This window comes from Rhizobium sullae (genome assembly GCF_900169785.1).
GTDB lineage: Bacteria > Pseudomonadota > Alphaproteobacteria > Rhizobiales > Rhizobiaceae > Rhizobium > Rhizobium sullae.
This window is the reverse complement of record NZ_FWER01000047.1, coordinates 57,696-79,495: the sequence shown is the minus strand read 5'-3', so window position 1 is coordinate 79,495 and position 21,800 is coordinate 57,696. Positions and strand designations below refer to the sequence as shown.

The window sequence follows — 21,800 nt, the reverse complement described above, 5'->3', positions numbered from 1 at the left end:
CTCGGAGGCGGCCTTTTTTTGATGTTTCCACCGTTGCCACCCTCCGTTTCCGCTCCTATGTTCCGCCTCACCTGCCGATCCCGCAATCTATTGCCAAGAGGAGATCTACAATGGCTTTCGAATTGCCCGCACTCCCGTACGACTACGAAGCTCTCGCACCTTTCATGTCGAAGGAGACGCTGGAGTTCCACCATGACAAGCACCACAAGGCTTACGTCGACAACGGCAACAAGCTCGCGGCTGAAGCAGGCCTTGCCGATCTTTCGCTCGAAGAGGTCGTGAAGAAGTCCTTCGGCACCAATGCCGGCCTCTTCAACAATGCTGCCCAGCACTACAATCACGTCCATTTCTGGAAGTGGATGAAAAAGGGCGGCGGCGGCAACAAGCTGCCGGGCAAGCTGGAAGCGGCCTTCGCCTCCGACCTCGGCGGCTACGACAAGTTCAAGGCCGATTTCGCCAATGCCGGCGCCACCCAGTTCGGCTCCGGCTGGGCCTGGGTTTCCGTCAAGAACGGCAAGCTCGAAATCTCCAAAACGCCGAACGGCGAAAACCCGCTCGTGCACGGCGCCACCCCGATCCTCGGCGTCGATGTCTGGGAGCATTCCTACTACATCGACTACCGCAACGCCCGCCCGAAATACCTCGAAGCCTTTATCGACAGCCTGATCAACTGGGACTACGTCCTAGAGCGCTACGAAGAAGCTACGAAGTAAGCGGCTCATCGCGAAACGGATTTTGCACCCGGCGTCAAAAGCGCCGGGTGTTTTCGTCTTTACGATCAAGTCGGGCAGGGTGCCTGTTGTAGCAGGACCGTCCGCGCAAGCTTTGCCGGTATGAATACATCGCCGCCACACTATCACAGCCCTGTCACCCGACGCTCCTAATGCAACCGCCATGCCCTCTTCCGATTTTCCCCTTTTCCGCTTCGGCATCATCGCCGACCCGCAATATGCAGCGATCGCACCGAATGTCGCGATGGACCGCTATTATGCCAACAGCCTCGCAAAGCTCGCCGAGGCGATCGAAGTGTTCAACGGCGAGGAACTGAGCTTCGTGATGACGCTCGGCGATCTCATCGACGGCATTTGGGAGAGCTTCGACGATATCCTGCCGGTCTACGAAAAGCTCCGGCACGAGAACCTGTTCCTGCTCGGCAATCACGATTTCGCGGTCCCGGTCGAGCGTCTTGCCTTTGTTTCCGCCCGCGTCGGCATGCCATCGCCCTATTACGCCTTCTCGCACCAAGGCTGGCGCTTCGTCGTTTTGAACGGCAACGAAGTCAGCACCTCCGCGCCGCCGGAAGGCCACCCGTACCGCAAGCTTGCGGCCGAGCGGCTGGCGGCGCTGGCGGCAACGGGTGCGATTAACGCCCATCGCTGGAATGCATCGCTCAGCGACGAGCAGTTCGCATGGCTTGCGGCCCAACTGGAGGCGGCGGAAGCGGCCGGCGACCGCGTGATCGTGATGAACCACTATCCCGTCTATCCGCCGAACGAGCACGACATGTGGGACCGGGAGCGCATCGTCGGCCTGCTCTCCGGCCATGACAACGCCATTGCCTATTTCTGCGGCCACAACCACGCCGGCAACTACGGCAGGACCGGCGGCTGCCACTTCGTCAATTTCAAGGGCATGGTCGACACCGAGAAGGAAAATGCTTTCGCGCTCGTCGAGGTCTTCGAAGACCGCCTCGAAATCCGCGGTTTCGGCCGCGAGGAATGCCGCACGCTGGCGCTGTAGAGACGTCATCGTTACCCGCCGGATGGAACCGATGCCTCTCCTGAAAAGTTAGTCATGAGACTTCAGGAGGCCATGCCGATGTTCCAGGCTCTTGAAATACTGACCGTCCTCGTTGTCGCCGTCGCCATGGCGCTCGCCCTTGCCCACGCGCTGGAACTGCCGGGCAAGATGCGGTTGTCGAAGGAGCAGTACCTCGCCGTGCAGCCCATCTATTATCCCGGCTTTACCTTCGGCGGCGTAACCGAGCCGCTTGGCCTGATCATGATCCTGGCGCTGATCGTGCTGACGCCGCCCTTCAGCGGCACCTACTGGCTGACCGCCGGCGCCTTCGTGGCGCTGCTTGCCATGCATGCGATCTATTGGATGGTGACGCATCCGGTCAACAATTTCTGGCTTAAGGAAAATCAGCTGGAAGGCGCCCGGAAACGCTTTTTCAGCTTCAGGTCCCATGGGGGGGTCGAAGCGCCGGACTGGACGGTTCTGCGTGACCGCTGGGAGCGCTCCCATGTCTTCCGCGCCGTCTTCGGCCTGATCAGCCTGATCCTGCTCGTCGCCGCCGTCGCCGTCTGACGCATCGCCGGCAGGGCCTTGTCCTGATGTTAGGACGAGGCGGCAAACGGCCTTTCCGCCCAGCCGTTCATCCATTCTTCCCGCAGCCCGTCGCCTTCCCCCCGGAAGAAGGCGTTTGCCGTTTCGCAATGCTCGACGCGGTCGCTGCGGAAATTGCGGATCGCCTGGCGCAGTTCGCACCAGCCGACGATGTTGGCATAGTGCGAATAGTAGATCAGCGCGATCGGGCGGATGGTGCGCTCGGTGGCGCGTCCCAGTTCGTCGCGGTAGTGAAGTGCCAGCTTCTGCTCGTCGCGGATCGCTCGGCGCACCATACCGAGATCGAAGCCGGCAGGCGGCGGCGCGACGGTGCCCCAGGCAAAGAGCGCTTTGTTTTCCATCGCCTGGCGGAGCGGCCCCGGCACCGCGCTGGCGATCTTGTGGTTCACGCGCTTGGCCGCAAGCTTCAGCTCCGCGTCGCCGGTGCGCTCCAAGAGCGCCAGCGACAGCACGATCGCCTCCATCTCCTCGATCGAAAACATCAGCGGCGGCAGGTCGAAGCCCGGGCGCATGATATAGCCGATGCCGCGCCCGCCCTCGATCGGCACGCGCATCGCCTGCAGTGCGGCGATATCGCGATAGATGGAGCGCATGGTCACTTCCAGCGCGTCCGCCATCGCCTGCGCCGTCACCGGCTTCTTCGCCAGCCGCAGGATCTGGATGATCTCGAAAAGGCGTGACGCCTTGCGCATTTTTTGCCGGTCTCCTCCAAGGCTCCTGACAATACACTGTCAGTTGTGTTTCGGTATAGCACCTGCAAATCCTATTGAAATCCAAGGCGGTCCGCAAAAAACGGCCGCCAGCTCGAAGGCAGACAACTGACATGACTTACACGGAAAACCTCTGGCTCTACTTCACCCTTCTCTTCGGCATCATCATCGTGCCGGGCATGGACATGCTCTTCGTGCTCGCGAATTCCCTGACCGGCGGCCGCAGCCGCGGCATGGCGGCAACGGCCGGCATCATGGCCGGCGGCGCGGTGCATTCGATTTACGGAGCGGTCGGCGTCGGCATCCTCGCGAGCCTGCTGCCCTCGCTCTTCAACCCGCTGCTTTTCCTGGGCGCCGCCTACATGATCTGGATCGGCTTCACCCTGATCCGCAGCTCGATCACGGTGGATACAGTCGGGGAGGGGAGCGTACGCTCCGGCTGGCGCGCTTTCCGGCAGGGCGCCATCACCTGCCTTATCAACCCGAAGGCCTATCTCTTCATGCTCGCCGTCTATCCGCAGTTCCTCAAACCCGTCTACGGACCGATCTGGCTTCAGGGGCTGATCATGGGCACCATGACGCTCGCCACCCAGTTCGCGATCTACGGCGCAGTGGCACTCACCGCCTCGCGAAGCCGCACGCTGCTGATCTCCAATCCCGGCGCCACCATCGTCGTCGGCCGCGCCGCCGGGGCGCTGCTGATCGCCGTTTCGCTGCTGACGGCCTGGCACGGGTGGAAGATGGCGGCCTGAGGCTTGCCGACAGATCCCTTCACCTGCAATTTCTAACACTTGGCTTGCGGCTAAATGTTGAAATTGCTTCCTCTCCCATAAGGGGAGAGGAACGTGCGGCGCGTTCGGCGTCCCTTCCTCCCCCGCTGTGGGAGAGGATATGAAATCTTGTCCTTGGCCTCCGGCCAAGCTTGGATTTCGTTGGTGAGGGATAAGCCATGCGCCCGCTTTACCATTTTGAATTCCTTGTCATATCACCCACTTGTTACTTCTCGCCCTGTATAAATTTGCCATCATGCGGCCGCGAATGTCTGGTGCCGGTCTTCGAAAGACCTCGGTATCGAAGAGGAGTTGATCTATGAAATTCAAAGCAATTGCGGCGGCTGTGCTCGTCGCCGGCATGGGGGTGACGTCGGTTCTTGCGCAGGAAGGCACGCACGAATCGCGCTCGGCGTTGATGAAGAAGGTCGGCGGCTCCGCCGGCGCCATGACGGCAATCGCCAAGGGCGAAAAACCCTATGATGCCGAGGTGGTGAAGGCAGCGCTGACGACGATCTCCGAGACAGCCAAGGTCTTCCCCGACCAGTTCAAGCCGGGCACGGAAACCGGCGACAAGGCGGCGAGCCCGAAGATCTGGGAGAAAATGGATGACTTCAAGGCACGCGCCGCAAAGCTTGGTAGCGATGCCGATAAGATTCTCGCCCAGCTGCCGGCCGATGCCGCCGGCGTCGGCGGCGCGCTGAAGACGCTCGGCGCCAATTGCGGCGGCTGTCATGAGAATTACCGCATAAAGACGGATTGAGCCACAGGCCGTCCCTAATCCGATCCGCCGGCCGCGCCTGCCTTGCCGCAGGTGCGGACCGGTTTATCTTAGGCCGTTGCAGTCGCTGAAAAGGGGAGCGGCATGGTCCGCAGATTCATCCGGTTTGTGCTCTGTCTCGTCGGCGTCGTCGTCCTCGGCGGTGCGGCCTTCTATTTCGTCACGGCGCCGAACCCTTTGCCGGAAAGTCATTGGGCCGCTCTCGGACAGCCGGATGTGAAGAACGGCGAGACGGTCTTCTGGGCCGGCGGCTGCGTTGGCTGTCACGCCGCGCCGGGTTCCCAAGGCGACGCCAAGCTGACGCTGTCCGGCGGGCTTGCGCTGAAAAGCCCCTTTGGCACTTTCCACGTTCCGAATATCTCGCCGGACGAGAAGGCCGGCATCGGTTCTTGGACGCTCGCCGAATTCGGCAATGCCATGAAGCGCGGCATCGCCCCCGGTGGCCAGCACCTCTATCCGTCCTTCCCCTACGGCTCCTATGCGCGCATGAGCGACAAGGACGTCAACGACCTTTTCGGTTACATCAAGACGTTGCCCAAAAGCGGCAATGTCGCACCGCCGCACCAACTGCCGTTCCCTTATGATATCCGGCTTGCACTCGGCGGCTGGAAGTTCCTTTATTTCAACGACGCGCCCCGAATTGTGCTCGCCAACGCCGATGACAAGCTGAAGCGCGGCCAATATCTCGTTGAAGGCCCGGGCCATTGCGGCGAATGCCATACGCCGCGCAACACACTTGGCGGCTTCGAGCCGGACATGTGGCTTGCAGGCGCCCCCAACCCGGAGGGCCGGGGCCGCATCCCGAATATCACCCCGGCAGGGAAAGACGTCGGCTCCTGGAGCGAGTCCGACATCGCCAACTACCTCGAAACCGGCTTCACTCCGGACTTCGACACGGTTGGCGGGTCGATGGCTGAGGTCCAGCGGAGCCTCGCGCATCTGCCGAAAAGCGACCTCGAAGCCATCGCTGCGTATTTGAAGGCGGCGCCGAGCCGGTAATGCTTGCAAAAAGTGATAGCATCCGCATATCTCGCCGGTATGAACGGCCGGTCAAGCTGGGCAAGGAACCGCATAGGTCCTATTCGGGCAAGATGATGTTCCGTGTCGACCCAGAAGTCCATGCACGTGCGGCCAAGGCGGCGGAGCTAGCCGGCAAGAGCCTCAACCAATGGGCGGAAGAGACACTGTCGAGAGCGGCTGGAGAGCCGGCCGCCTGAGCCTCACGCCGCCTTCGGCTGGTGCTCCGCGCCGAACATCAGGAGATACTGGTCGAGATCCTCGTTGCGGAAGTCGAGCGCCCGGTAGATTTCGGCGGCGAAGGTGGTGGGCGCCGAGCCCGGAGCGGTGACCAGCATTCCGTCGCGCACCGCGGCCGGCACGTCCTTGTAATGTCGATGTCCGGAATAGCCGGGGAGGTCGGCAATAAAACGCAGGGCGTTGCTCGTATGCGCGGCATTGTTCAGCGCGCCCGCCTTGGCGAGCGCCAACGTCGCGCCGCAGATCCCCGCGACCAGTTTGCCGCGGGCCATGAAATCGTCGATGACGGGCTTCAGATCCGGCGCCTTTTCGGTCTCCCAGATCATCCCGCCGCACAGCACGAGCCCGTCGAAAGCCCCGGCCCCGAGCGCTTCGGCCGCCGTATCGGGCGTCACGCGCAGGCCGCCCATGGAACGCACCTCCGCACCGCCCGGCGCCGCCGTCACCACGTCGAAGCCGAATTCGGTGCGGGCGGAAGCCGTCAGCTGTCCGACTTCCCAATCCGCGAAAGCTTCCGTCAGAACCACAGCAAGCCGTGTCATATGTCTCTCCCTCGTCCGTTGGAGCGGCGGGCGCTCATGCCAGCGCCTGCATATAGCGCATGCCCGTGACCGGACGAGGGGTGAAGTCCATATGCTGGTAGAAACGGTGCGCCTGGATGTTGCCGGTCGCAGCACTGACCGAGAGGTAATCGCAGCCGGCAGCCTTCGCGGTTTCCCGGGCGCGGTTGACGAGGTGCTGGCCGATGCCGTGGCCACGATGGCCGTCGCGCACGAAGAGGTGGTGCAGGTCCATGCCGCGCTTGCCTTCCTGCGCCCTGTAGAGCGGCACGAGGATGGCGTAACCGATCAACTCTTCATCGGTTTCGGCCACCAGCGCCGTGATCCACGGAACCGGGCCGAAGAGATCGCGCTCCAGCTGCTCGGGCGTGGCGGCGGCCGCGTCGCCGTGATGGGCGGCAAGTAGGGCGATCATCTCGTTGAGCGCCGGCAGGTCCCGTGGTTTTGCCGTGCGGATCGTCACTACCGGTGGTCGGAGCAATGAAATTTCGCTGTCTTCGGTTGCAATCATGGCCTTGGCGTCCTTGCTTGGTGTTCTGCCGTCAGGACGCTGCCAATACAACAAAGCCGCCTGACGGCGGCTTGTTGACAAAATGATCTGTCCGGCCGCCCTTTACAGGTACAGCCAAAAATACGTGCTGGTGATGTGCGCGTTCTCGATCATGCGCGATAGATTCTCCAGAACGCGCCGTTTGTCAATGGGCTGTCATCATCCATCAATACGGTCAATTAAGTTGTGTAACGTGATGCTGCAGCTTTATCTGGAAATTCGGCAATTCCAGACGAACGCTTTTACGGAGGGGCATCATGCGTTCGTGTCCGAGGAGGTGCAAGGATCGCATTTTCGCGGTCACCGGTGTCAATGCCGATACGAAAGGCCCCTTGGGTTTCGCGGCTGAGCGCTACGACCCGACGGAAAACCAGCGCTATTTCGTCTATGGCATCTTCGCAAGCGTCATCCCGAAGCCGAAGAGAAGACCGTCGTCACCACCTGCGATCACCGGTGCAGAGCTTCGTCTGGGACGATTTCACGGCAAAGCTGGACCGGCGCTATGAGTATTTTTTTCTATCCGCTGAAGCCAGACCGAAGAACGCGCGGCCGGTGAAGATCGTGGTCAGGACCGAGCTGCGTTTTACGGACCTCGAGCACGACGTGTTTTCCAACCGCGCGTCGCCAGCAACCACGCCTATCGGCGTCGCCCGACGCGCTGAAACCGGAGAAGAGACGTCTTGAAGCGCTGCAATGGCTGAGCCGCGAAGCCCGGCACGCTGCGGCTGGAAGCCCGTGCAGGTGTTCACCAAGATGGCGGGCGCGATGACGTTGTAGCGTTCCGGCGGCTTCTCGCTTCTTCCCAGCCGGGGTCCGAAGGGCGGGTCGAGACCCGTGGCGCGATCCCGGTTGATGTCCGAAGGTCAATGAGGGGGGAACAACGAAGGAGCGAACGTCTGGCAGCAAGCAAAGACGATGCCGCACCGTCCCCCTCATCCGACCTTTCAGGCCCCTTCTCTTCGAGGGGAGAAGGGGGAATGTTGCGGCGTCGCAGCCAGTTTCGCACTTCCCTTTCTCAATCATTGAATATACCATACCCCCCTATATTAACAAACGGCCCCTCATGTCCCACACCATCCGACAGAAGAAAAAGCTCATCGCCCGGGTCAGCCGCCTCAAGGGCCAGCTTGAGGCCGTCGAGCGCGCGCTGGAGGCGGAACGTCCCTGCGGCGATATCCTGCAACTGCTGGCCTCCATCCGCGGCGCGCTGAACGGGCTGACCGGCGAGGTGCTGGAAGATCACCTGCACGAGCACGTGTTGCACGCGGCCGACGAGAAGGCTCGCGCCGAGGCGGTCGAGGAAATTTCGCAAGTACTGCGGACCTACATCCGCTGACGACATCGAAGGAGCGCGCGATGAGCACACAAACGCTGGAACATGACCATGTCTTCCTGGGCGTCGACCACGAGCGCAACGAGCGCCGCGTCTGGTTCGTGATCGTGCTGACGGCGGTGATGATGGTTGTGGAAATCAGCGCTGGCACAATTTTCGGCTCCATGGCGCTCGTCGCCGACGGCTGGCATATGTCGACGCATGCAAGTGCGCTTTTGATCTCCGCCGTCGCCTATCTCTATGCCCGCAAAGAGGCCCGCAATCCGCGCTTTACCTTCGGCACCGGCAAGCTCGGCGACCTGGCGGGTTTCGCAAGCGCCATCATTCTCGCGATGATCGCGCTGCTAATGGCTTGGGAAAGCGTCCTGCGCATCGTCAATCCGGTGCCGATCAGCTTCGCCCAGGCGATCGGCGTCGCCGTCATCGGCCTTGCCGTCAATCTCGTCAGCGCCTGGCTGCTCAATGACGACAACCATCATCACGGGCGTGGCCACCATCATCGCCACGGCGACCATGCGCATGCTGATCACGGCGACCACGCCCACGCCGGCGGGACCACCGACAACAATATGCGCGCCGCCTACACGCACGTCCTTGCCGATGCGCTGACCTCGGTGCTCGCAATTGCGGCCCTTTCCTTCGGCAGCCTTTACGGCTGGCTCTGGCTCGATCCGCTGATGGGCATCGCCGGCGGCCTCATCATCGCGCAATGGTCCTGGGGTCTGATGAAGTCTTCCGGCCGCGTATTATTGGATGCGATTGCCGATGGAGAAGAACTGCCCGGCGAAATCCGCAAAGTGATCGAAACCGGCAGTGACCGCATCACCGACCTGCACGTCTGGCAGGTCGGCCCGGGCCATCACGCCGCGATCGTTGCCGTCGCGACGTCCGAGCCGCGCGAGCCCGCCTTCTACAAGGCGAAGCTCGAAGCGCTGTACGAGCTGTCGCATGTAACCGTCGAGGTCACGCAACGACAGGCGGCTTGATGAAGCCGCAAACGTGACGGCAAGGCGCCACAATCGCGGCTTAGCTCTTTGTCTGTTGGTTCAGCCGGAGTGATTTCATGAATGACTTTTCAATCCATCGCCGCCTGATCTTGAAGACGGCGATGCTTTTTCCCGCACTTTCCCTTGCCCCTTTCGCCCGCGCCTCCGGAACGGACGACGACATTGAGCGCCGGTTGGCGGAGCTTGAAAAGCGCACCGGCGGCCGGCTCGGCGTTTCGGTCATCGACACCGAGACGAAGGTCACGCTCGGCTATCGCGAAACCGAGCGCTTCCCGATGTGCAGCACCTTCAAGGTGCTTGCCTCGGCCATGGTGCTCTCGCGCGTCGACAAGGGCGAGGAAAATCTTGAGCGCCGCGTGATCTATCATGAGAGCAAGCTCGTCTCCTATTCGCCGGAAACGGAAAAACACGTCGGCGGTGAGGGGATGAGCGTTGCCGAACTCTGCAAGGCGGCGATTACGCTTAGCGACAACACCGCCGGCAACCTGCTGCTCGAAAGCTTCGGCGGCCCGGAGGCGCTAACCAAATGGCTGCGCTCGATTGGCGACCGCTCGACACGCCTCGACCGCTGGGAGACGGCGTTGAACGAAGGCAAGAAGGACGATCCGCGCGACACAACGACGCCAGATGCGATGCTGGACACGCTCGGCAATGTTGCGCTCGGCTCAGTGCTGTCCGAGCCCTCGCGCAACACGCTGATAGGGTGGATGATGGCAAACACCACCGGCGGCGCGCGCCTCCGCGCCGGTCTGCCGGGAAGCTGGAAGGTGGGCGACAAGACCGGCACCGGCAATANCGGCGGCGCGCGCCTCCGCGCCGGTCTGCCGGGAAGCTGGAAGGTGGGCGACAAGACCGGCACCGGCAATAACGGCACCGCCGCAGACATCGCCATCACCTGGCCGAAGGGCCGCGGCCCGATCCTCGTGACGACCTATATCGCCGAGGCGACGGCACCTGTGAAGGAGTTGAACCCCGTCTTCGCCGAAGTTGCGAAGATAGTCGCGGGCATGGCGGGATAACCTGCAAATTCAAAAGCATGCGGCGAAGATATGAATCTACGCCGCATCGTCTTGAATCATTTTGCGAACTTGCACTAGCGAATTGGCGGAGTAGCGTGACGAAGGGATATCCCACTTATAATATTGGGGTATCGGAAGAGGACTTCCCATTGGCTCTCCACGTCGAAGATCGTGAAGTGGACGAACTGGCAGAACGACTCGCCGGCTTGAATAAGAAAAGCAAGACGGAGTCGTCAGGCAGGCGCTGCTGCGCGAGCTTGAGTGGGACCCTCTATGACGACTGCTCTCCAGCGGCCGCCCATAACGCCTACGGCAGCGTATAGGCGATCACGTAATCCCCCGGCTTCGTCCCCACCGACCCGTGTCCGCCGGCAACCATGACGACATATTGCTTGTTGTCGCTGGTTGTATAGGTCATCGGCGTAGCCTGACCACCGGCCGGAAGCCGCGCTTCCCACAGCTGGTTGCCGTTGGTAGCGTCATAGGCGCGCAGGTAGTTGTCGACGGCAGCGCCCAGGAAGGCGACCCCGCCCTTGGTGAGTATCGGCCCGCCGATGCCCGGCACGCCGAGCTTGAAGGGCAGCGGCAATGGCGTCATGTCGCGCACGGTGCCGTTCTTGTGCATATAGGCGATCTTGCCGGTCCTGAGATCGACGCCCGCGACATAACCCCATGGTGGCGCCTGGCAAGGGATTTGCAGCGGGCCGAGGAACGGTCCCATGAAGACGCCGTATGGCGCTCCGTCATTGCGGTTCAGGCCTTGTTCGCTGCCTTTTTCATCCTGCCCCTTCGGCGGGATTTCGGCCGCGGGAACGAGCCTCGAGGTAAAGGCGAGATAGGTCGGCATGCCAAACATGATCTGCCGCTCCGGATCGACCGCGACGCTGCCCCAGTTGAAGGTGCCGAAATTGCCCGGAAAGACTATCGTGCCCTCCACCGAAGGAGGCGTATAGCGGCCCTCGTATTTGTAGCGGTGCAGAGCGATGCGGCAGGCGAGCTGGTCGATGAGCGTGACCCCCCACATGTCCTTCTCCTGCAGCGGATCGGGCGAGAAGGTGAGGTCGGAGATCGGCTGGGTCGGCGCCGTATGGTCCTCGGCGATCGCACCGCCCGGTGCCGGGATTTCCTTGAAGGGAATGATCGCCTGGCCGGTGCGCCGGTCGAGAACGTAGATATCGCCCTGCTTCGTCGGGGCGACGAGAGCCGGAACGACACTGCCGTCGGGTTTCGTCATGTCGAAAAGCACGGGCTGCGCCGGCACGTCCATGTCCCAGAGGTCGTGATGGACGAACTGCTGCACCCATTTCAGCTGGCCAGTATTGATGTCGAGCGCGATGACCGAGGAGGAGAACTTCTCGACATTGGCGCTGCGGTTCATGCCGAGCTGATCCGGCACCTGATTGCCGAGCGGGATATAGACCGCCCCCAGCCCTTCATCGACGCTGAAGACGGACCAGCTGTTCGGCGAGTTGGTGACATAGGTCTGGCCCTCGGGCAGGGGTGCGGTCTGGTCAGGATTGCCCGAATCCCAGTTCCAGATGAGCGCGCCCGTATTGATGTTGAAGGCGCGGATGACGCCGGATTGCTCCTGCGTCGAATAGTTGTCGTTGACCGCCCCACCGATGATGAGCTTGCCCGCGACGGCGACCGGCGGCGAGGTGGAGTAGTAATAGCCGGCGGGATTATATTTCATGCCGGTTTCGAGATGGAGGACGCCCTTGTCGGCGAAGCTCTCGCAGACTTTGCCGTCGGCGGCATCGAGCGCGATCAGCCGCGCATCGGACGTCGGCAGGTAGACCCGCGCGGCGCAGGGCTGTGCGGCTGGGGTCGCTGGATCGGCATAATAGGTCACGCCACGGCAGGTCTGGTGCTGCCGGTCCGGGTTCATGCCGGAATTGGCATCGTATTTCCATTTCTCCTGGCCTGTCTTGGCGTCGAGCGCGATCGCCCAGTTGTGCGGCGTGCAGAGGTAGAGCGTGTCGCCGACCTTGAGCGGCGTCACCTGATAGGTCGTCTCGCCGATATCGTCGGGCCGCTTGACGTCGCCGGTCTGGTACTCCCAGGCGACTTTCAAATCCTTCACGTTGCCCTTGTTGATCTGGTCGAGCGGCGAATAGCGCTGGCCAAAAGGCGTGCGGCCATATTGATGCCACTCGCCGTCTGGCACATTGCCGCCGAAGGGCGGCGCGGCCGCCGCGACCTCATTGGGCAACTCGCCGGCAAGATCATGCGGATCGGTCGTCATCGAATAGCCGGCCACGAGAATGGCGATGATCACCGGCACGGCGAGCGGCCAGGGATTGGCGGGGTAGGGAAGGCCGCTCGGGCTCGAAAACCCGAGCGGCCTTCGGATCCACGGCGTCAATAGCCAAAGCCCGAGCAGAATGATCAAGCCGCCGCGCGGCCCGAGCTGCCACCAGTCGAAACCGGCTTCCCATACGGCCCAGATCAGCGCCACGAGCACCAGCACCGCGTAGACCCACAGCGCCGCGGCCCTGCGCATGAAAAGCAGCGCAGCGGTAATGAGAAACATCAAGCCTGCAAACAGATAAAAAACGCTGCCGCCGAGCATCACGAGCCAAAGCCCGCCGCCGCCGAGTGCCAGTCCGATGATGAGAAAAAGGATGGAAGTAATGACGATCGCCATAAGGCCGGTCTCCCGCTGAGATGAGCTGGGCATGGGGGGATGCGGACAATTCCGCCGAATCAGCGACTTAGGGCGAAGGGGCTACCGTTCAATGGCCACAATTGGCGCAGGATGTCGTGGATGCCATGTTGCCGTAAACGTCGCGCGAGTGGGATGATCCTTTGAGGCGCTGCGGCTTCGCCTTCGGACAGCTCTGGATGAGCGAGGTGCCGCGGGCGCTGGCGATCAGCCCTCACCCTGAGGTGCAAGCCCGTGGGCGGCGCCTCGAAGGGCGAGGGCGGGTGATGAAGGTGTACGGTTTCCATGCGTCCCCCATCGGCCGACTCGATGAGGAAGATGAGGGGCACTCACGTTTCTCAAAAACGCCCTGTCGTATTGCTTCTTCGGCACCTTCCGTTCAGCGTGAAGCGCGCGACGCCGCTCGCAAGAAATATATAGCCGTGATATGCAATCGCATCATTGGATGGTGGGATCACGGGATGATTTCTGTTTCCAAGGCGGTTGGCGCGGCCGATTTCGAGATTGCCGCGGGATTCTGCGATGCGCTCGCGGCATGGGATGCAGCCGAGGTGCAGGCCTACGGCGTTGCTCCGGAAGAAGTGCTGGCCATGTACCACGGCGAAACCAGCAGTAGCCTGGCAGCAAGATACAGTATGGCGGATGCCATGATGTTTATTGCCAGATGGGAGGGCGCGCCCGCGGGATGCCTGGCCTTTGCTCCATTCGATGACGCAACCATGGAGATTCGCAAGTTCTATGTCGATCCCGAATTCCGCGGCAAGGGCATCGGCAGTGCGCTGATGCGAGCGGTCCTGGCTGAAGTTGAAAAAGGCCATCGCCGCGCAATCGTGGCTCACACGACGGTTTATATGGGAAACGCGATCTCGGTCTACGAGGCCTTCGGCTTCACCCGCTGCCCGCCGTTCCGCCAGATGCCGGACAGCATTGCACACACCGAGGTCTTCATGTCGCGGCCGATCTGACGAGTATCACGTCCCGCAAAACGTCTGCAGCACCCGCTCTTCCGGCTTCGGCGGCTCCATGTAGGCCGCAAACATCGGCTGGTCCTCGTAAGGCTTGGAAAGAACCGTCAGCAGCGCTTCGAACAAGGAGAAGTCTCCGTCCTCGGTCGCGGCAATGATTGCCTGTTCGATGCGGTGATTGCGCGGGATGAAGGCGGGATTGACCTTGCGCATCGCGTCAGCACGCTCGGCTGGCGATTGTGGATCGCGCGAAAGCCGTTCCCGCCAGCGCGTGAGCCATTCGCCGCAGGCCTCCGGCTCGCGGAAGCTCGCGGTAAAGGCCGCTTCCTCCATCGCGTCGCCCGCAAGCGCTGAGAGGCGCCGGAAGGCCAGCGTGAAGTCGGCTTTTCCGGCCTCCATCAGCGCCAGTAGCGATTGGATCAGCTCCAGATCGCCGTCGTCCTCCGAGGCAAGCCCGATCTTGCGGCGCATGCCGGCAAGCCAATGCGCCTGGAACCGCTTTCCATAGCCCGTAATGACGTCGTTCGCGCGCTCGACGGCCTTGTCCTGATCAGCATCGAAGAGCGGCAGCAGTGTCTCGCCAAGGCGGGCGAGATTCCACTGGCCGATGCCGGGCTGGTTGGCATAGGCATAGCGGCCGTGATGGTCGATCGAGGAGAACACGGTTGCCGGATCATAGGCATCCATGAAGGCGCAAGGCCCAAAATCGATCGTCTCGCCGGAAACCGACATGTTGTCGGTATTCATCACGCCGTGGATGAAGCCGACATGCAGCCAGCGGGCAATCAGCGCCGCCTGCCGTTCGCAGACCGTCTCGTAGAGTGCGAGATAGGGGTTTTTTGCGGCCCTCAGCTCCGGATAATGCCGCTCGATCACGTAGTCGGCGAGCGCCTTGATGCCTTCTGCGTCGCCGCGGGCGGCGAAGAACTGAAAGGTGCCGATGCGGATATGGCTTGCCGCGACGCGGGTGAAAACGGCACCCGGCAGCACTTCCTCGCGGTAGACCGGCTGCCCGGTCGAAGCCGCCGCCAGCGCTCGCGTCGCCGGAATGCCGAGCGCATGCATCGCCTCGCTGACAATATATTCGCGAAGCACCGGCCCGAGTGCGGCGCGCCCGTCGCCGCGGCGCGAGAACGGCGTCTGTCCGGCGCCCTTCAGCTGGATGTCCCGCCGCTTGCCGTTCCTGTCGATCACCTCGCCGAGCAGGATCGCGCGCCCGTCGCCGAGCAGCGGCACGAAACCGCCGAACTGGTGCCCGGCATAGGCCATCGCCAGCGGCTCGGCGCCTTCGGGCAGGAGATTGCCGGAAAAAATCGCAGCACCGTCGCGCCTCAGCAAGTCCACGTCGAGGCCCAACTCGGTGGCGAGGTCCTCGTTCAGCTTGATCAGCCAAGGCTCCGCCGCCTGCGACGGCTCCTGCCGCGCAAAGAAGCGCTGCGGCAACCGCGCATAGCTGTTGTCGAATGGAAAGGTGCGCACGGGCGCGGTTTTTTCAAGAACGGAGGTCATGGCCCATAGGTAGGGCCGCTCCGCTGCGCATGCAAGCCGCACGGCAGCGGACACATCCGTCGCCATCGGTCACGGAGCATGCACCGGCCCCGATTTGTCGGGACCGGCTGGCTGATCTGCGACATGCGCATGGTACCCGTTCGGGCCGATGCCGATGTCCCGCAGCAGATGACCGTCGAGACCCTCGAAAGGCATCAGTCCGGCATCGAACAGCTCGAAGGCTTCGTGCTTGTGCCTGTGATGGCTGAAGGCATAGCGAACTGCTTCATGAAACAGATGGCTCGGCCGCCATTTCTGAATCGTAATCATGACACACCTCAGGCACTCGCAGCCTGCGGCGGCAGGCATGCTTCGCAGATCGCCGCGACATGCCGGTGATCGGTTCCGCAGCAGCCGCCGAGCACGCGCAGTTGCGGCATGCGGGACAACAGCCTCCGGTAGCGGTTGCCGAGGTCGATCGGATCGCCGGCATCCAGCGTCTCGCTGTCATCGAGCTCGGCATGGCTCATCATCGAGGCATTGGCGCGGATGCCGTAAATACGCTTCACCCATCCGCTGCCGTGATCGAGCGCCGCCTCGAAATGCATCGGGTGGGCGCAGTTGATCATGTAATAGGCCGGCGCGCCGTCGGTCGCTGTGTCCGTCGTTTCGATCGCATCCTGGATGCTGCGGCCGGTCACCAGCCTGCCATCGGTTTCCACAGTGAAGGAGATCGCAGATGGCATGCGATGCGCCTTGGCTGCGCGGGCAATCCCGATCGCCTCGTCGATATTAGTGAGCGTGAAGGCCGCCACCATGTCGGCTTCCGACCCGGCGAAAGCTGCAATCTGCTCGCCGTGGTAGTCCTCGGCTTCCGACGCGCTCGTCGCGCCCGCCTTGTAGCCGTCGCCGCGCGGGCCGATCGCGCCGCTGATGACGATCGGCATCTGCGGCCGCTCGTATTCGCGCCTGAGCTCAACAAGCAGGTCCACGGCCGCCTCGTTTGCAGCCTTCAGTGCTTGCGGCGAATAGCCGAGCCTGTTGCCCCAATCGGCATTGGCCCGCCATGTCGCCGTGTCGAGCACGAAACCGATGCCGTGCCGCCGGGCGATGTCGAGATAGCGCCTGTAGTATTCCGCCATTTTCCGCCGCCCTTCCGGCGAGGCGAGAAGAACGAAGGAAGCAAAATGCGGAAGCTCCATGCCCTCGCGGAAGATCAGCGTGGTTTCCATGCCGCCGTCGGTGATGAATGTTCCGCCGCTCAACTGCGGCAGTCTGTCTCTGTATTTGCTCATCTGTGGGCCCGCCCTCATTTTGACCGGTCGGATCGATCGGCCGGGTGAAATTTCTCCTCCTTTAGAGCCTGCTAAACTAGCCTGCTTGCGGTATACTGGTGGCGATTTCCCGGGTTGCCGATTTGAATCAATCGGTTGGGAGGATGAGGCGGCATGGGTGATGCGTTGGGCCGCGATGAAAACTGTACCGGCGGTACAGGAGGGGCTTATGCGCAAGGGCGAGGAAACGAGAACCCGCATTCTCGACGTGGCGGAGGCGGCCGTGCTCCAGAAGGGTTTCGGCGGCACCTCCATCGAGGAGCTGATTGCCGAGACCGGCATCACCAAGAGCGGGTTCTTTTATCATTTCAAGGACAAAAACGAGCTCGCGAAAGCGCTGCTTAACCGCTACATCGAAAACGACGAGCGGATCTACGACGAAATCTTCAGCCGCGCCCGCGACCTGGTGGACGATCCGCTGCAATCCTTCTTGCTCGGCCTCAAGCTCCTGTCCGAGTTGCTCTCCGATCTGCCGAACGGGCATCCCGGCTGCCTCGTCGCGACCGTCTGCTATTACGAACGGCTCTTCGATCGCGAGATCCGGGAGACAAACCGGAACGCGGTGCTCGCCTGGCGCCGCCGCTTCCGCGGCATGTTCGAAGAGATCGTGGCCGTCTACACGCCGCGCGAGCCGGTGCAGATCGATCAACTTGCCGACATGGTCTCCTCCGTCCTGGAGGGCGGCATCGTGCTGTCGAAGACGCTCAAGGAACCGAATACGCTTGCCGAGCAGATCCTGATGCTCAGAACGTTCGTCAAGCTGCTGTTCCAACCGGCAGCGGAGGTGTCGAGGGGGTAGGTTAGGGATCGGAACGAAGATGACAGCGTGGCTTCGGCACCGGCGATGCAGACGCTTTGAACGAGAAACTCAATATCGAGCTGACCTCGCGACAGGCAGAGAGCCTGTGCCGGCTCATTGCATCCGGCGAATATGAAAAGCCCGATGAAATTCTTGCCGAAGCGCTTGACGAATGGCTGCTGTGGCATAGCGCCGAATTCGGCGACGCCGCCGTTCTGAAAAAGCTGTGGGATCAGGAAATAGCAAGCGGACCTGGCGAACCACTTGATGTCGGTAAGCTGCGTGAGGAAGCGCGCAATCGACTGGAAGCGGCCAACCGTGGTCGTTGACGTCAGATGGACACCACAGGCGGGTGATGACCTCGACGTCCCGATCTTCAGGAAGATGCGCGGATGCTGGTCGAGGCGCCCTATATTCGTCTTATAGGCTGGTGCCTGACGGTGAGCCGTTGACTATATCGAAATCGTCCGCGTCTTTGATGGTCGCCGCGATCTTGAAAAATTGCTGCAGCGCTAACTGCCATCCTCCATCGCCGCTGCCATCTCGGCGAGCTTGCGCACGGTATTGAGGTTCCGTGACGTTCCCGCCTTGAGCGCCGGCAGCTTGAGCTTCGATTTGCCGGAGCCGATCGGATAGTGCACGTAGATTTCGTGGCCGGAAATCACAGCTTCCTCGCCATCCGGCGCCACCATCTGCTCCAGAGCGTCGGCAGGCGCCATGTCGGGTAAGAAGTTGACCAGCAGGAAATTCGGCTTGGCATCGGGGAAGGGCGCCTCATCGACGATCTTCTGCAATTCGTTGCGGTTGCGGATCATCACGCCCGGCTTCTTGCCGAACTTCTTGGCCAGAGCCTCGTCGAGTTTTTCGCCGACTGCCTGTTCGCTTTCATCCGAAAGGAACACAACGTTGCCGCTCTGGATGTAGGTCCGGACATGCTCGAAGCCGAGCCCTTCGCAAATGCCCTTCAACTCCGCCATCGGCAGCGCGCCGGTGCCGCCGACATTCACGGCTCGAAGCAAGGCGACGTAGACTGGCATTTTGTCCTCCTCAAAGTGCCTGTATCAAGCCCCTCTGCCCCGCCGGGCATCTCCCCCACAGGTGGGGAGATCGGCTGGCTGCACCGGCTTCCTCAAACATTAAGCGGTTCAGCGCGGCTTCAATCAGCGATCATCCTGCCTTGGGGTTCAAGAGGCGGGATGCCGTGGCCACCAGTGATCTCCCCCATATCGGAGAGATGCCCGGCAGGGCAGAGGGGGAGGCCACACGGCAAACTCACACCTTCCCCGCCACTTTGATCGCGAACGCATACTCAAACGCAATCTCCTCCAGCCGTTGGAAGCGGCCGGCGGCGCCGCCGTGGCCGGCATCCATGTTGGTCTTGAGCAGGACCGGCGCCGCGCTTGTGGTCTTGTCGCGGAGCCTGGCGACCCACTTTGCCGGCTCCCAGTATGTGACGCGCGGGTCGGTCAGGCCGCCGAGCGCCAGGATCGGCGGATAGGCTTTTTCGCCGATATTGTCGTAGGGGGAATAGGAGGCGATCTGCTCGTAGTGTTCCTTGCTCTCGATCGGATTGCCCCATTCCGGCCACTCCGGCGGCGTCAGCGGCAGAGTGTCGTCGAGCATTGTGTTCAGCACGTCGACGAAGGGAACGGCGGCGATGATGCCCGCGAACTTCTCCGGCGCCATGTTGGCGATGGCGCCCATCAGCATGCCGCCCGCCGATCCGCCCTCGGCGACGATCTTCGCGTAGGAGGTGAACTTCTGCTGATTCAAATAGTCAGCGGCGGCGATGAAGTCCTTGAACGTATTGGTCTTGAAGGCCATCTTGCCGTTCTCGTACCAGGCGAAACCCTTGTCCTTGCCGCCGCGGATATGGGCGATGGCATAGACGAAATCGCGGTCGGCGAGCGACAGGCAGTTGGTATTGAAGCCGGCCGGAATGCTGATCCCGTAAGCGCCGTAGCCGTAGAGAAGGCAGGGCGCCGAACCGTCGAGCGGCGTGTCCTTGCGGTAAAGCAAGGTAACCGGCACCTTTTCGCCGTCCCATGCTGGCGCAAAGACCCGGCGGGTGACGTAGTCGTCCGGATTGTGGCCCGACGGCACTTCCTGCGTCTTCAACAGCGTCCGCTCGCGCGTCACCATGTTGTAGTCGTAAAGCTGCGAGGGCGTCGTCATCGACGAATAGGAAAAGCGGATGACGTCGGTGTCGTATTCCGCAGCGCCTTGCAGCCCGAGCGAATAGGCTTCCTCGGCAAAGGCGATCGCATGTTCCTCGCCGGTCTTGCGGTCGCGGACGATGAGCTGCGGCAGGCCGTCCTTGCGCTCCAGCCACAGCAGGTGGCGGGCATAGGCCATATGATTGATAATCAGCGTGCCCGTCTTGTGCGATACGACCTCGCGCCAGTTTTCCTTGCCGGGATTGTCAACCGGCGCTTCCATGATCTTGAAATCCTTGGCGCCGCCGTCGTTGGTGAGGATGTAGAAGACATCGCCGCCTTCCGTCAGCGTATACTCGATGCCGGTCTCGCGCTTCGCCACGAGCTTCGGCTGGGCCGTCAGGTCCTTGGTCGAGAGCAGCCGGTATTCGCTGGTTTCATGGTCGTGGATGTCGATGTAGATGAAGTCGTCGAGCAGCGAGCCGCCGACGCTCATGAAGAAGCCGGCATCCTGTTCCTCGTAGACCAGCCGGTCTTCGCTCTGCGGTGTGCCGACGATGTGGTGGAACAGCTTGGAGGGCCGGTGGTTCTCGTCGAGCGCCGAATAGAAGAAGCTCCTGCCGTCCGGTGCGAAGACTCCGCCGCCGCCGGTATTCTCGATCACGTCGGCCATGTCCTCGCCGGTCGAAAGATTGCGCACCTTGAGCGTGAAGAATTCCGATCCCTTGTCGTCATAGCCCCAGATGCCGCGGCTGTGGTCGGTGGAGTGGTCGAGGCCGGCGAGCCGGAAATAGGATTTGCCGATCGCCTCCTTATCGCCGTCGAGCAGAACGGTGCGGATCGTCTCGTCCTTGACGTCGCCGTCGCGCGGGATGCGGAAATAGCGCGGCTGTTCGCCGCCGGTTACGAAGAAGGTGCCGTAGGCGTGAGCGCCGTCCTTCATCGGCACCGAGCTGTCGTCCTCCTTGATGCGGCCGCGCATCTCGGCAAAGAGCGTCTTCTGCAGCGGCTTGGTGTCTTCCATCGCCGCGTTCATATAGGCGTTTTCCGCCTCCAGGTACCTGCGGATTTCGGGGTCGAGGATCGACGGATCCTTGAACATCGCCTGCCAGTTGCCGGCGCGCAACCAGGCATAGTCGTCCGTCCGGGTAATGCCGTGGCGGGTATCTGAAACGGGCTTCTTGGCGGCGGCAGGCGGGGTCGGCAGGTTCTTGAAAACAGACAAGGAAAAGCTCCGGATCGGAATTGCGGGGTGGAAAAGAGATAGAGGTGCGGGCGGCCCGGATCAAGCGCCAAGGCAGGTCTCGGGGCGCCTGCGGCAAAATCGAAGCTTTCCTCATGTGCCTTGATGTCACCACATTATTTAACAAAGTCCGCTACCGTCGCGCGGAATTTACGCTTCGTTCTGGCTTGGGCTGAGGACCAGGACCGGTCGGATTCCGCCATGAGCATGCAGAGGAATTTGCCGTAATGCCGAAATGCCTGGTCCTGTCTTTGTCTCTCGTCAGCCTTGCCTCTTCCGCCTTCGCGGTCGATCCGGCCATCAAGAAGCAGCTGGAAAAACTCGATCCCGCCACCCGCCTCGAACAGAGCTGCGACACCGAGGCGATGAGCCGCATCAACAAGGACAAGACCGGATTCAAGCCGGACAAGGTGATCGCCTACACCTTCAAGGACCCGATTCCCGGCGACGACAAGCTCGAAGCCCCGGGCGCCGTTTTCCGCAGCCACGGCGACTGGTATCACCTCTCCTACACCTGCATCACCGGCCCGCAGCACATCAACGTGCGCGAACTGCAGTACGAGATTGGAGAGAAAGTGCCGCGGGAAAAGTGGAGCGCGTATTATTTGTATGACTGAGGGCCGGGGCGTGGCTTGATGCGCTGCCTTCGCCCCTTGCTCCCCTCATCAGGTCAGCGAGGGGATGGGAAGGCAGCACTCTCGGCACTTCCATCGCAGTGAGGGGGCGGCAAACACGGCGTCTCTGTTTGGCGCTGCCCTTTTCCGTCATCCCTGTGCCAGTGCCAGCCACGCGCGTCCGCGCGGTGAATAACTCT

At 62.0% G+C, this 21,800-nt stretch carries 23 protein-coding genes and 1 pseudogene; 15 read left to right on the top strand and 9 right to left on the bottom strand.

Going from position 1 to position 21,800, the window contains the following annotated elements; genetic code table 11:
* The first annotated feature begins 110 nt into the window (after positions 1–110).
* From BN1800_RS29790 to BN1800_RS29780, 3 genes are all read left to right on the top strand, one after another.
* Positions 111–713 (top strand): superoxide dismutase, encoded by a 603-nt coding sequence (locus BN1800_RS29790; protein ID WP_027507588.1) that lies wholly within the window; start codon positions 111–113, stop codon positions 711–713.
* Between the two features lie 181 nt (positions 714–894).
* A complete protein-coding gene (locus BN1800_RS29785; RefSeq protein ID WP_087002606.1) occupies positions 895–1,740 on the top strand; it encodes a metallophosphoesterase in 846 nt (281 codons plus the stop codon).
* 54 nt (positions 1,741–1,794) lie between these two features.
* Positions 1,795–2,310 (top strand): anthrone oxygenase family protein, encoded by a 516-nt coding sequence (locus BN1800_RS29780; RefSeq protein ID WP_244564701.1) that lies wholly within the window; start codon positions 1,795–1,797, stop codon positions 2,308–2,310.
* 29 nt (positions 2,311–2,339) lie between these two features.
* Here the strand turns inward: BN1800_RS29780 and BN1800_RS29775 are convergent, their stop codons facing one another.
* Positions 2,340–3,041 carry a helix-turn-helix transcriptional regulator gene (locus BN1800_RS29775; protein WP_087002604.1) on the bottom strand — a complete coding sequence of 234 codons (702 nt, stop codon included), beginning with the start codon at positions 3,039–3,041 and terminating at the stop codon, positions 2,340–2,342.
* 131 nt (positions 3,042–3,172) lie between these two features.
* Here BN1800_RS29775 and BN1800_RS29770 point away from each other — a divergent pair, with 131 nt between their 5' ends.
* The 4 genes and pseudogenes from BN1800_RS29770 to BN1800_RS29755 all read left to right on the top strand — a co-directional run.
* Complete coding sequence (locus BN1800_RS29770; protein ID WP_087002603.1) at positions 3,173–3,811, top strand: LysE family translocator; 639 nt, start codon at positions 3,173–3,175, stop codon at positions 3,809–3,811.
* Between the two features lie 337 nt (positions 3,812–4,148).
* A complete protein-coding gene (locus tag BN1800_RS29765) occupies positions 4,149–4,592 on the top strand; it encodes a c-type cytochrome (protein ID WP_027507583.1) in 444 nt (147 codons plus the stop codon).
* Between the two features lie 102 nt (positions 4,593–4,694).
* On the top strand, positions 4,695–5,609 hold the full coding sequence (locus BN1800_RS29760) for a cytochrome c (protein ID WP_087002600.1): 915 nt from the start codon (positions 4,695–4,697) through the stop codon (positions 5,607–5,609).
* Between the two features lie 53 nt (positions 5,610–5,662).
* Positions 5,663–5,827, top strand: a pseudogene (locus tag BN1800_RS29755) (toxin-antitoxin system HicB family antitoxin); the annotation flags it as partial.
* 3 nt (positions 5,828–5,830) lie between these two features.
* Here the strand turns inward: BN1800_RS29755 and BN1800_RS29750 are convergent.
* The gene (locus BN1800_RS29750; RefSeq protein WP_087002596.1) at positions 5,831–6,409 is read right to left on the bottom strand and encodes a type 1 glutamine amidotransferase family protein; all 579 of its coding nucleotides are present in this window, start codon (positions 6,407–6,409) and stop codon (positions 5,831–5,833) included.
* A 34-nt stretch (positions 6,410–6,443) separates the two neighbouring features.
* The gene (locus tag BN1800_RS29745) at positions 6,444–7,019 is read right to left on the bottom strand and encodes a GNAT family N-acetyltransferase (RefSeq protein WP_179213922.1); all 576 of its coding nucleotides are present in this window, start codon (positions 7,017–7,019) and stop codon (positions 6,444–6,446) included.
* Between the two features lie 215 nt (positions 7,020–7,234).
* Here BN1800_RS29745 and BN1800_RS40685 point away from each other — a divergent pair, with 215 nt between their 5' ends.
* The 4 genes from BN1800_RS40685 (at position 7,235) to bla (ending at position 10,336) form a co-directional block, all read left to right on the top strand.
* Positions 7,235–7,483 (top strand): hypothetical protein, encoded by a 249-nt coding sequence (locus BN1800_RS40685; RefSeq protein WP_143534143.1) that lies wholly within the window; start codon positions 7,235–7,237, stop codon positions 7,481–7,483.
* 557 nt (positions 7,484–8,040) lie between these two features.
* Positions 8,041–8,313, top strand: coding sequence for a Ni(II)/Co(II)-sensing transcriptional repressor DmeR (dmeR, locus tag BN1800_RS29735; protein WP_039844305.1), 273 nt, complete (start codon positions 8,041–8,043; stop codon positions 8,311–8,313).
* A gap of 20 nt (positions 8,314–8,333) precedes the next feature.
* A complete protein-coding gene (dmeF, locus tag BN1800_RS29730) occupies positions 8,334–9,296 on the top strand; it encodes a CDF family Co(II)/Ni(II) efflux transporter DmeF (RefSeq protein WP_087002592.1) in 963 nt (320 codons plus the stop codon).
* Positions 9,297–9,373: 77 nt separating this feature from the next.
* Positions 9,374–10,336: a class A beta-lactamase gene (bla, locus tag BN1800_RS29725; protein WP_087002590.1), complete on the top strand. Its 963-nt coding sequence runs from the start codon at positions 9,374–9,376 to the stop codon at positions 10,334–10,336.
* A gap of 307 nt (positions 10,337–10,643) precedes the next feature.
* Here the strand turns inward: bla and BN1800_RS29720 are convergent, their stop codons facing one another.
* Positions 10,644–12,983: a glucose/quinate/shikimate family membrane-bound PQQ-dependent dehydrogenase gene (locus BN1800_RS29720; RefSeq protein WP_087002588.1), complete on the bottom strand. Its 2,340-nt coding sequence runs from the start codon at positions 12,981–12,983 to the stop codon at positions 10,644–10,646.
* A gap of 197 nt (positions 12,984–13,180) precedes the next feature.
* On the opposite strand from BN1800_RS29720, the gene BN1800_RS42930 reads away from it, so the two are divergent.
* Positions 13,181–13,966, top strand: coding sequence for a GNAT family N-acetyltransferase (locus BN1800_RS42930; protein WP_244564700.1), 786 nt, complete (start codon positions 13,181–13,183; stop codon positions 13,964–13,966).
* 6 nt (positions 13,967–13,972) lie between these two features.
* On the opposite strand, the gene BN1800_RS29705 is transcribed toward BN1800_RS42930, so the two are convergent.
* The 3 genes from BN1800_RS29705 to BN1800_RS29695 form a co-directional block, all read right to left on the bottom strand.
* Entirely contained in the window at positions 13,973–15,475 is a 1,503-nt protein-coding gene (locus BN1800_RS29705) for a protein adenylyltransferase SelO (RefSeq protein WP_087002582.1), read from the bottom strand.
* 69 nt (positions 15,476–15,544) lie between these two features.
* Entirely contained in the window at positions 15,545–15,784 is a 240-nt protein-coding gene (locus BN1800_RS29700) for a hypothetical protein (RefSeq protein WP_027507570.1), read from the bottom strand.
* A gap of 8 nt (positions 15,785–15,792) precedes the next feature.
* Entirely contained in the window at positions 15,793–16,749 is a 957-nt protein-coding gene (locus BN1800_RS29695) for a homocysteine S-methyltransferase family protein (protein ID WP_087002651.1), read from the bottom strand.
* Positions 16,750–16,957: 208 nt separating this feature from the next.
* Here BN1800_RS29695 and BN1800_RS29690 point away from each other — a divergent pair, with 208 nt between their 5' ends.
* Both BN1800_RS29690 and BN1800_RS29685 read left to right on the top strand, forming a co-directional pair.
* The gene (locus BN1800_RS29690) at positions 16,958–17,587 is read left to right on the top strand and encodes a TetR/AcrR family transcriptional regulator (RefSeq protein WP_027507568.1); all 630 of its coding nucleotides are present in this window, start codon (positions 16,958–16,960) and stop codon (positions 17,585–17,587) included.
* A 56-nt stretch (positions 17,588–17,643) separates the two neighbouring features.
* A complete protein-coding gene (locus BN1800_RS29685; protein WP_087002580.1) occupies positions 17,644–17,916 on the top strand; it encodes a ribbon-helix-helix domain-containing protein in 273 nt (90 codons plus the stop codon).
* Between the two features lie 183 nt (positions 17,917–18,099).
* Here BN1800_RS29685 and BN1800_RS29680 read toward each other — a convergent pair whose 3' ends face one another.
* Together BN1800_RS29680 and BN1800_RS29675 are read right to left on the bottom strand one after the other, a co-directional pair.
* On the bottom strand, positions 18,100–18,624 hold the full coding sequence (locus BN1800_RS29680) for a DUF1697 domain-containing protein (protein ID WP_027507566.1): 525 nt from the start codon (positions 18,622–18,624) through the stop codon (positions 18,100–18,102).
* A 235-nt stretch (positions 18,625–18,859) separates the two neighbouring features.
* On the bottom strand, positions 18,860–20,968 hold the full coding sequence (locus tag BN1800_RS29675) for a S9 family peptidase (RefSeq protein ID WP_087002579.1): 2,109 nt from the start codon (positions 20,966–20,968) through the stop codon (positions 18,860–18,862).
* 245 nt (positions 20,969–21,213) lie between these two features.
* Here BN1800_RS29675 and BN1800_RS29670 point away from each other — a divergent pair, with 245 nt between their 5' ends.
* Complete coding sequence (locus BN1800_RS29670; RefSeq protein WP_087002577.1) at positions 21,214–21,603, top strand: DUF930 domain-containing protein; 390 nt, start codon at positions 21,214–21,216, stop codon at positions 21,601–21,603.
* The last annotated feature ends 197 nt before the right edge of the window (positions 21,604–21,800 follow it).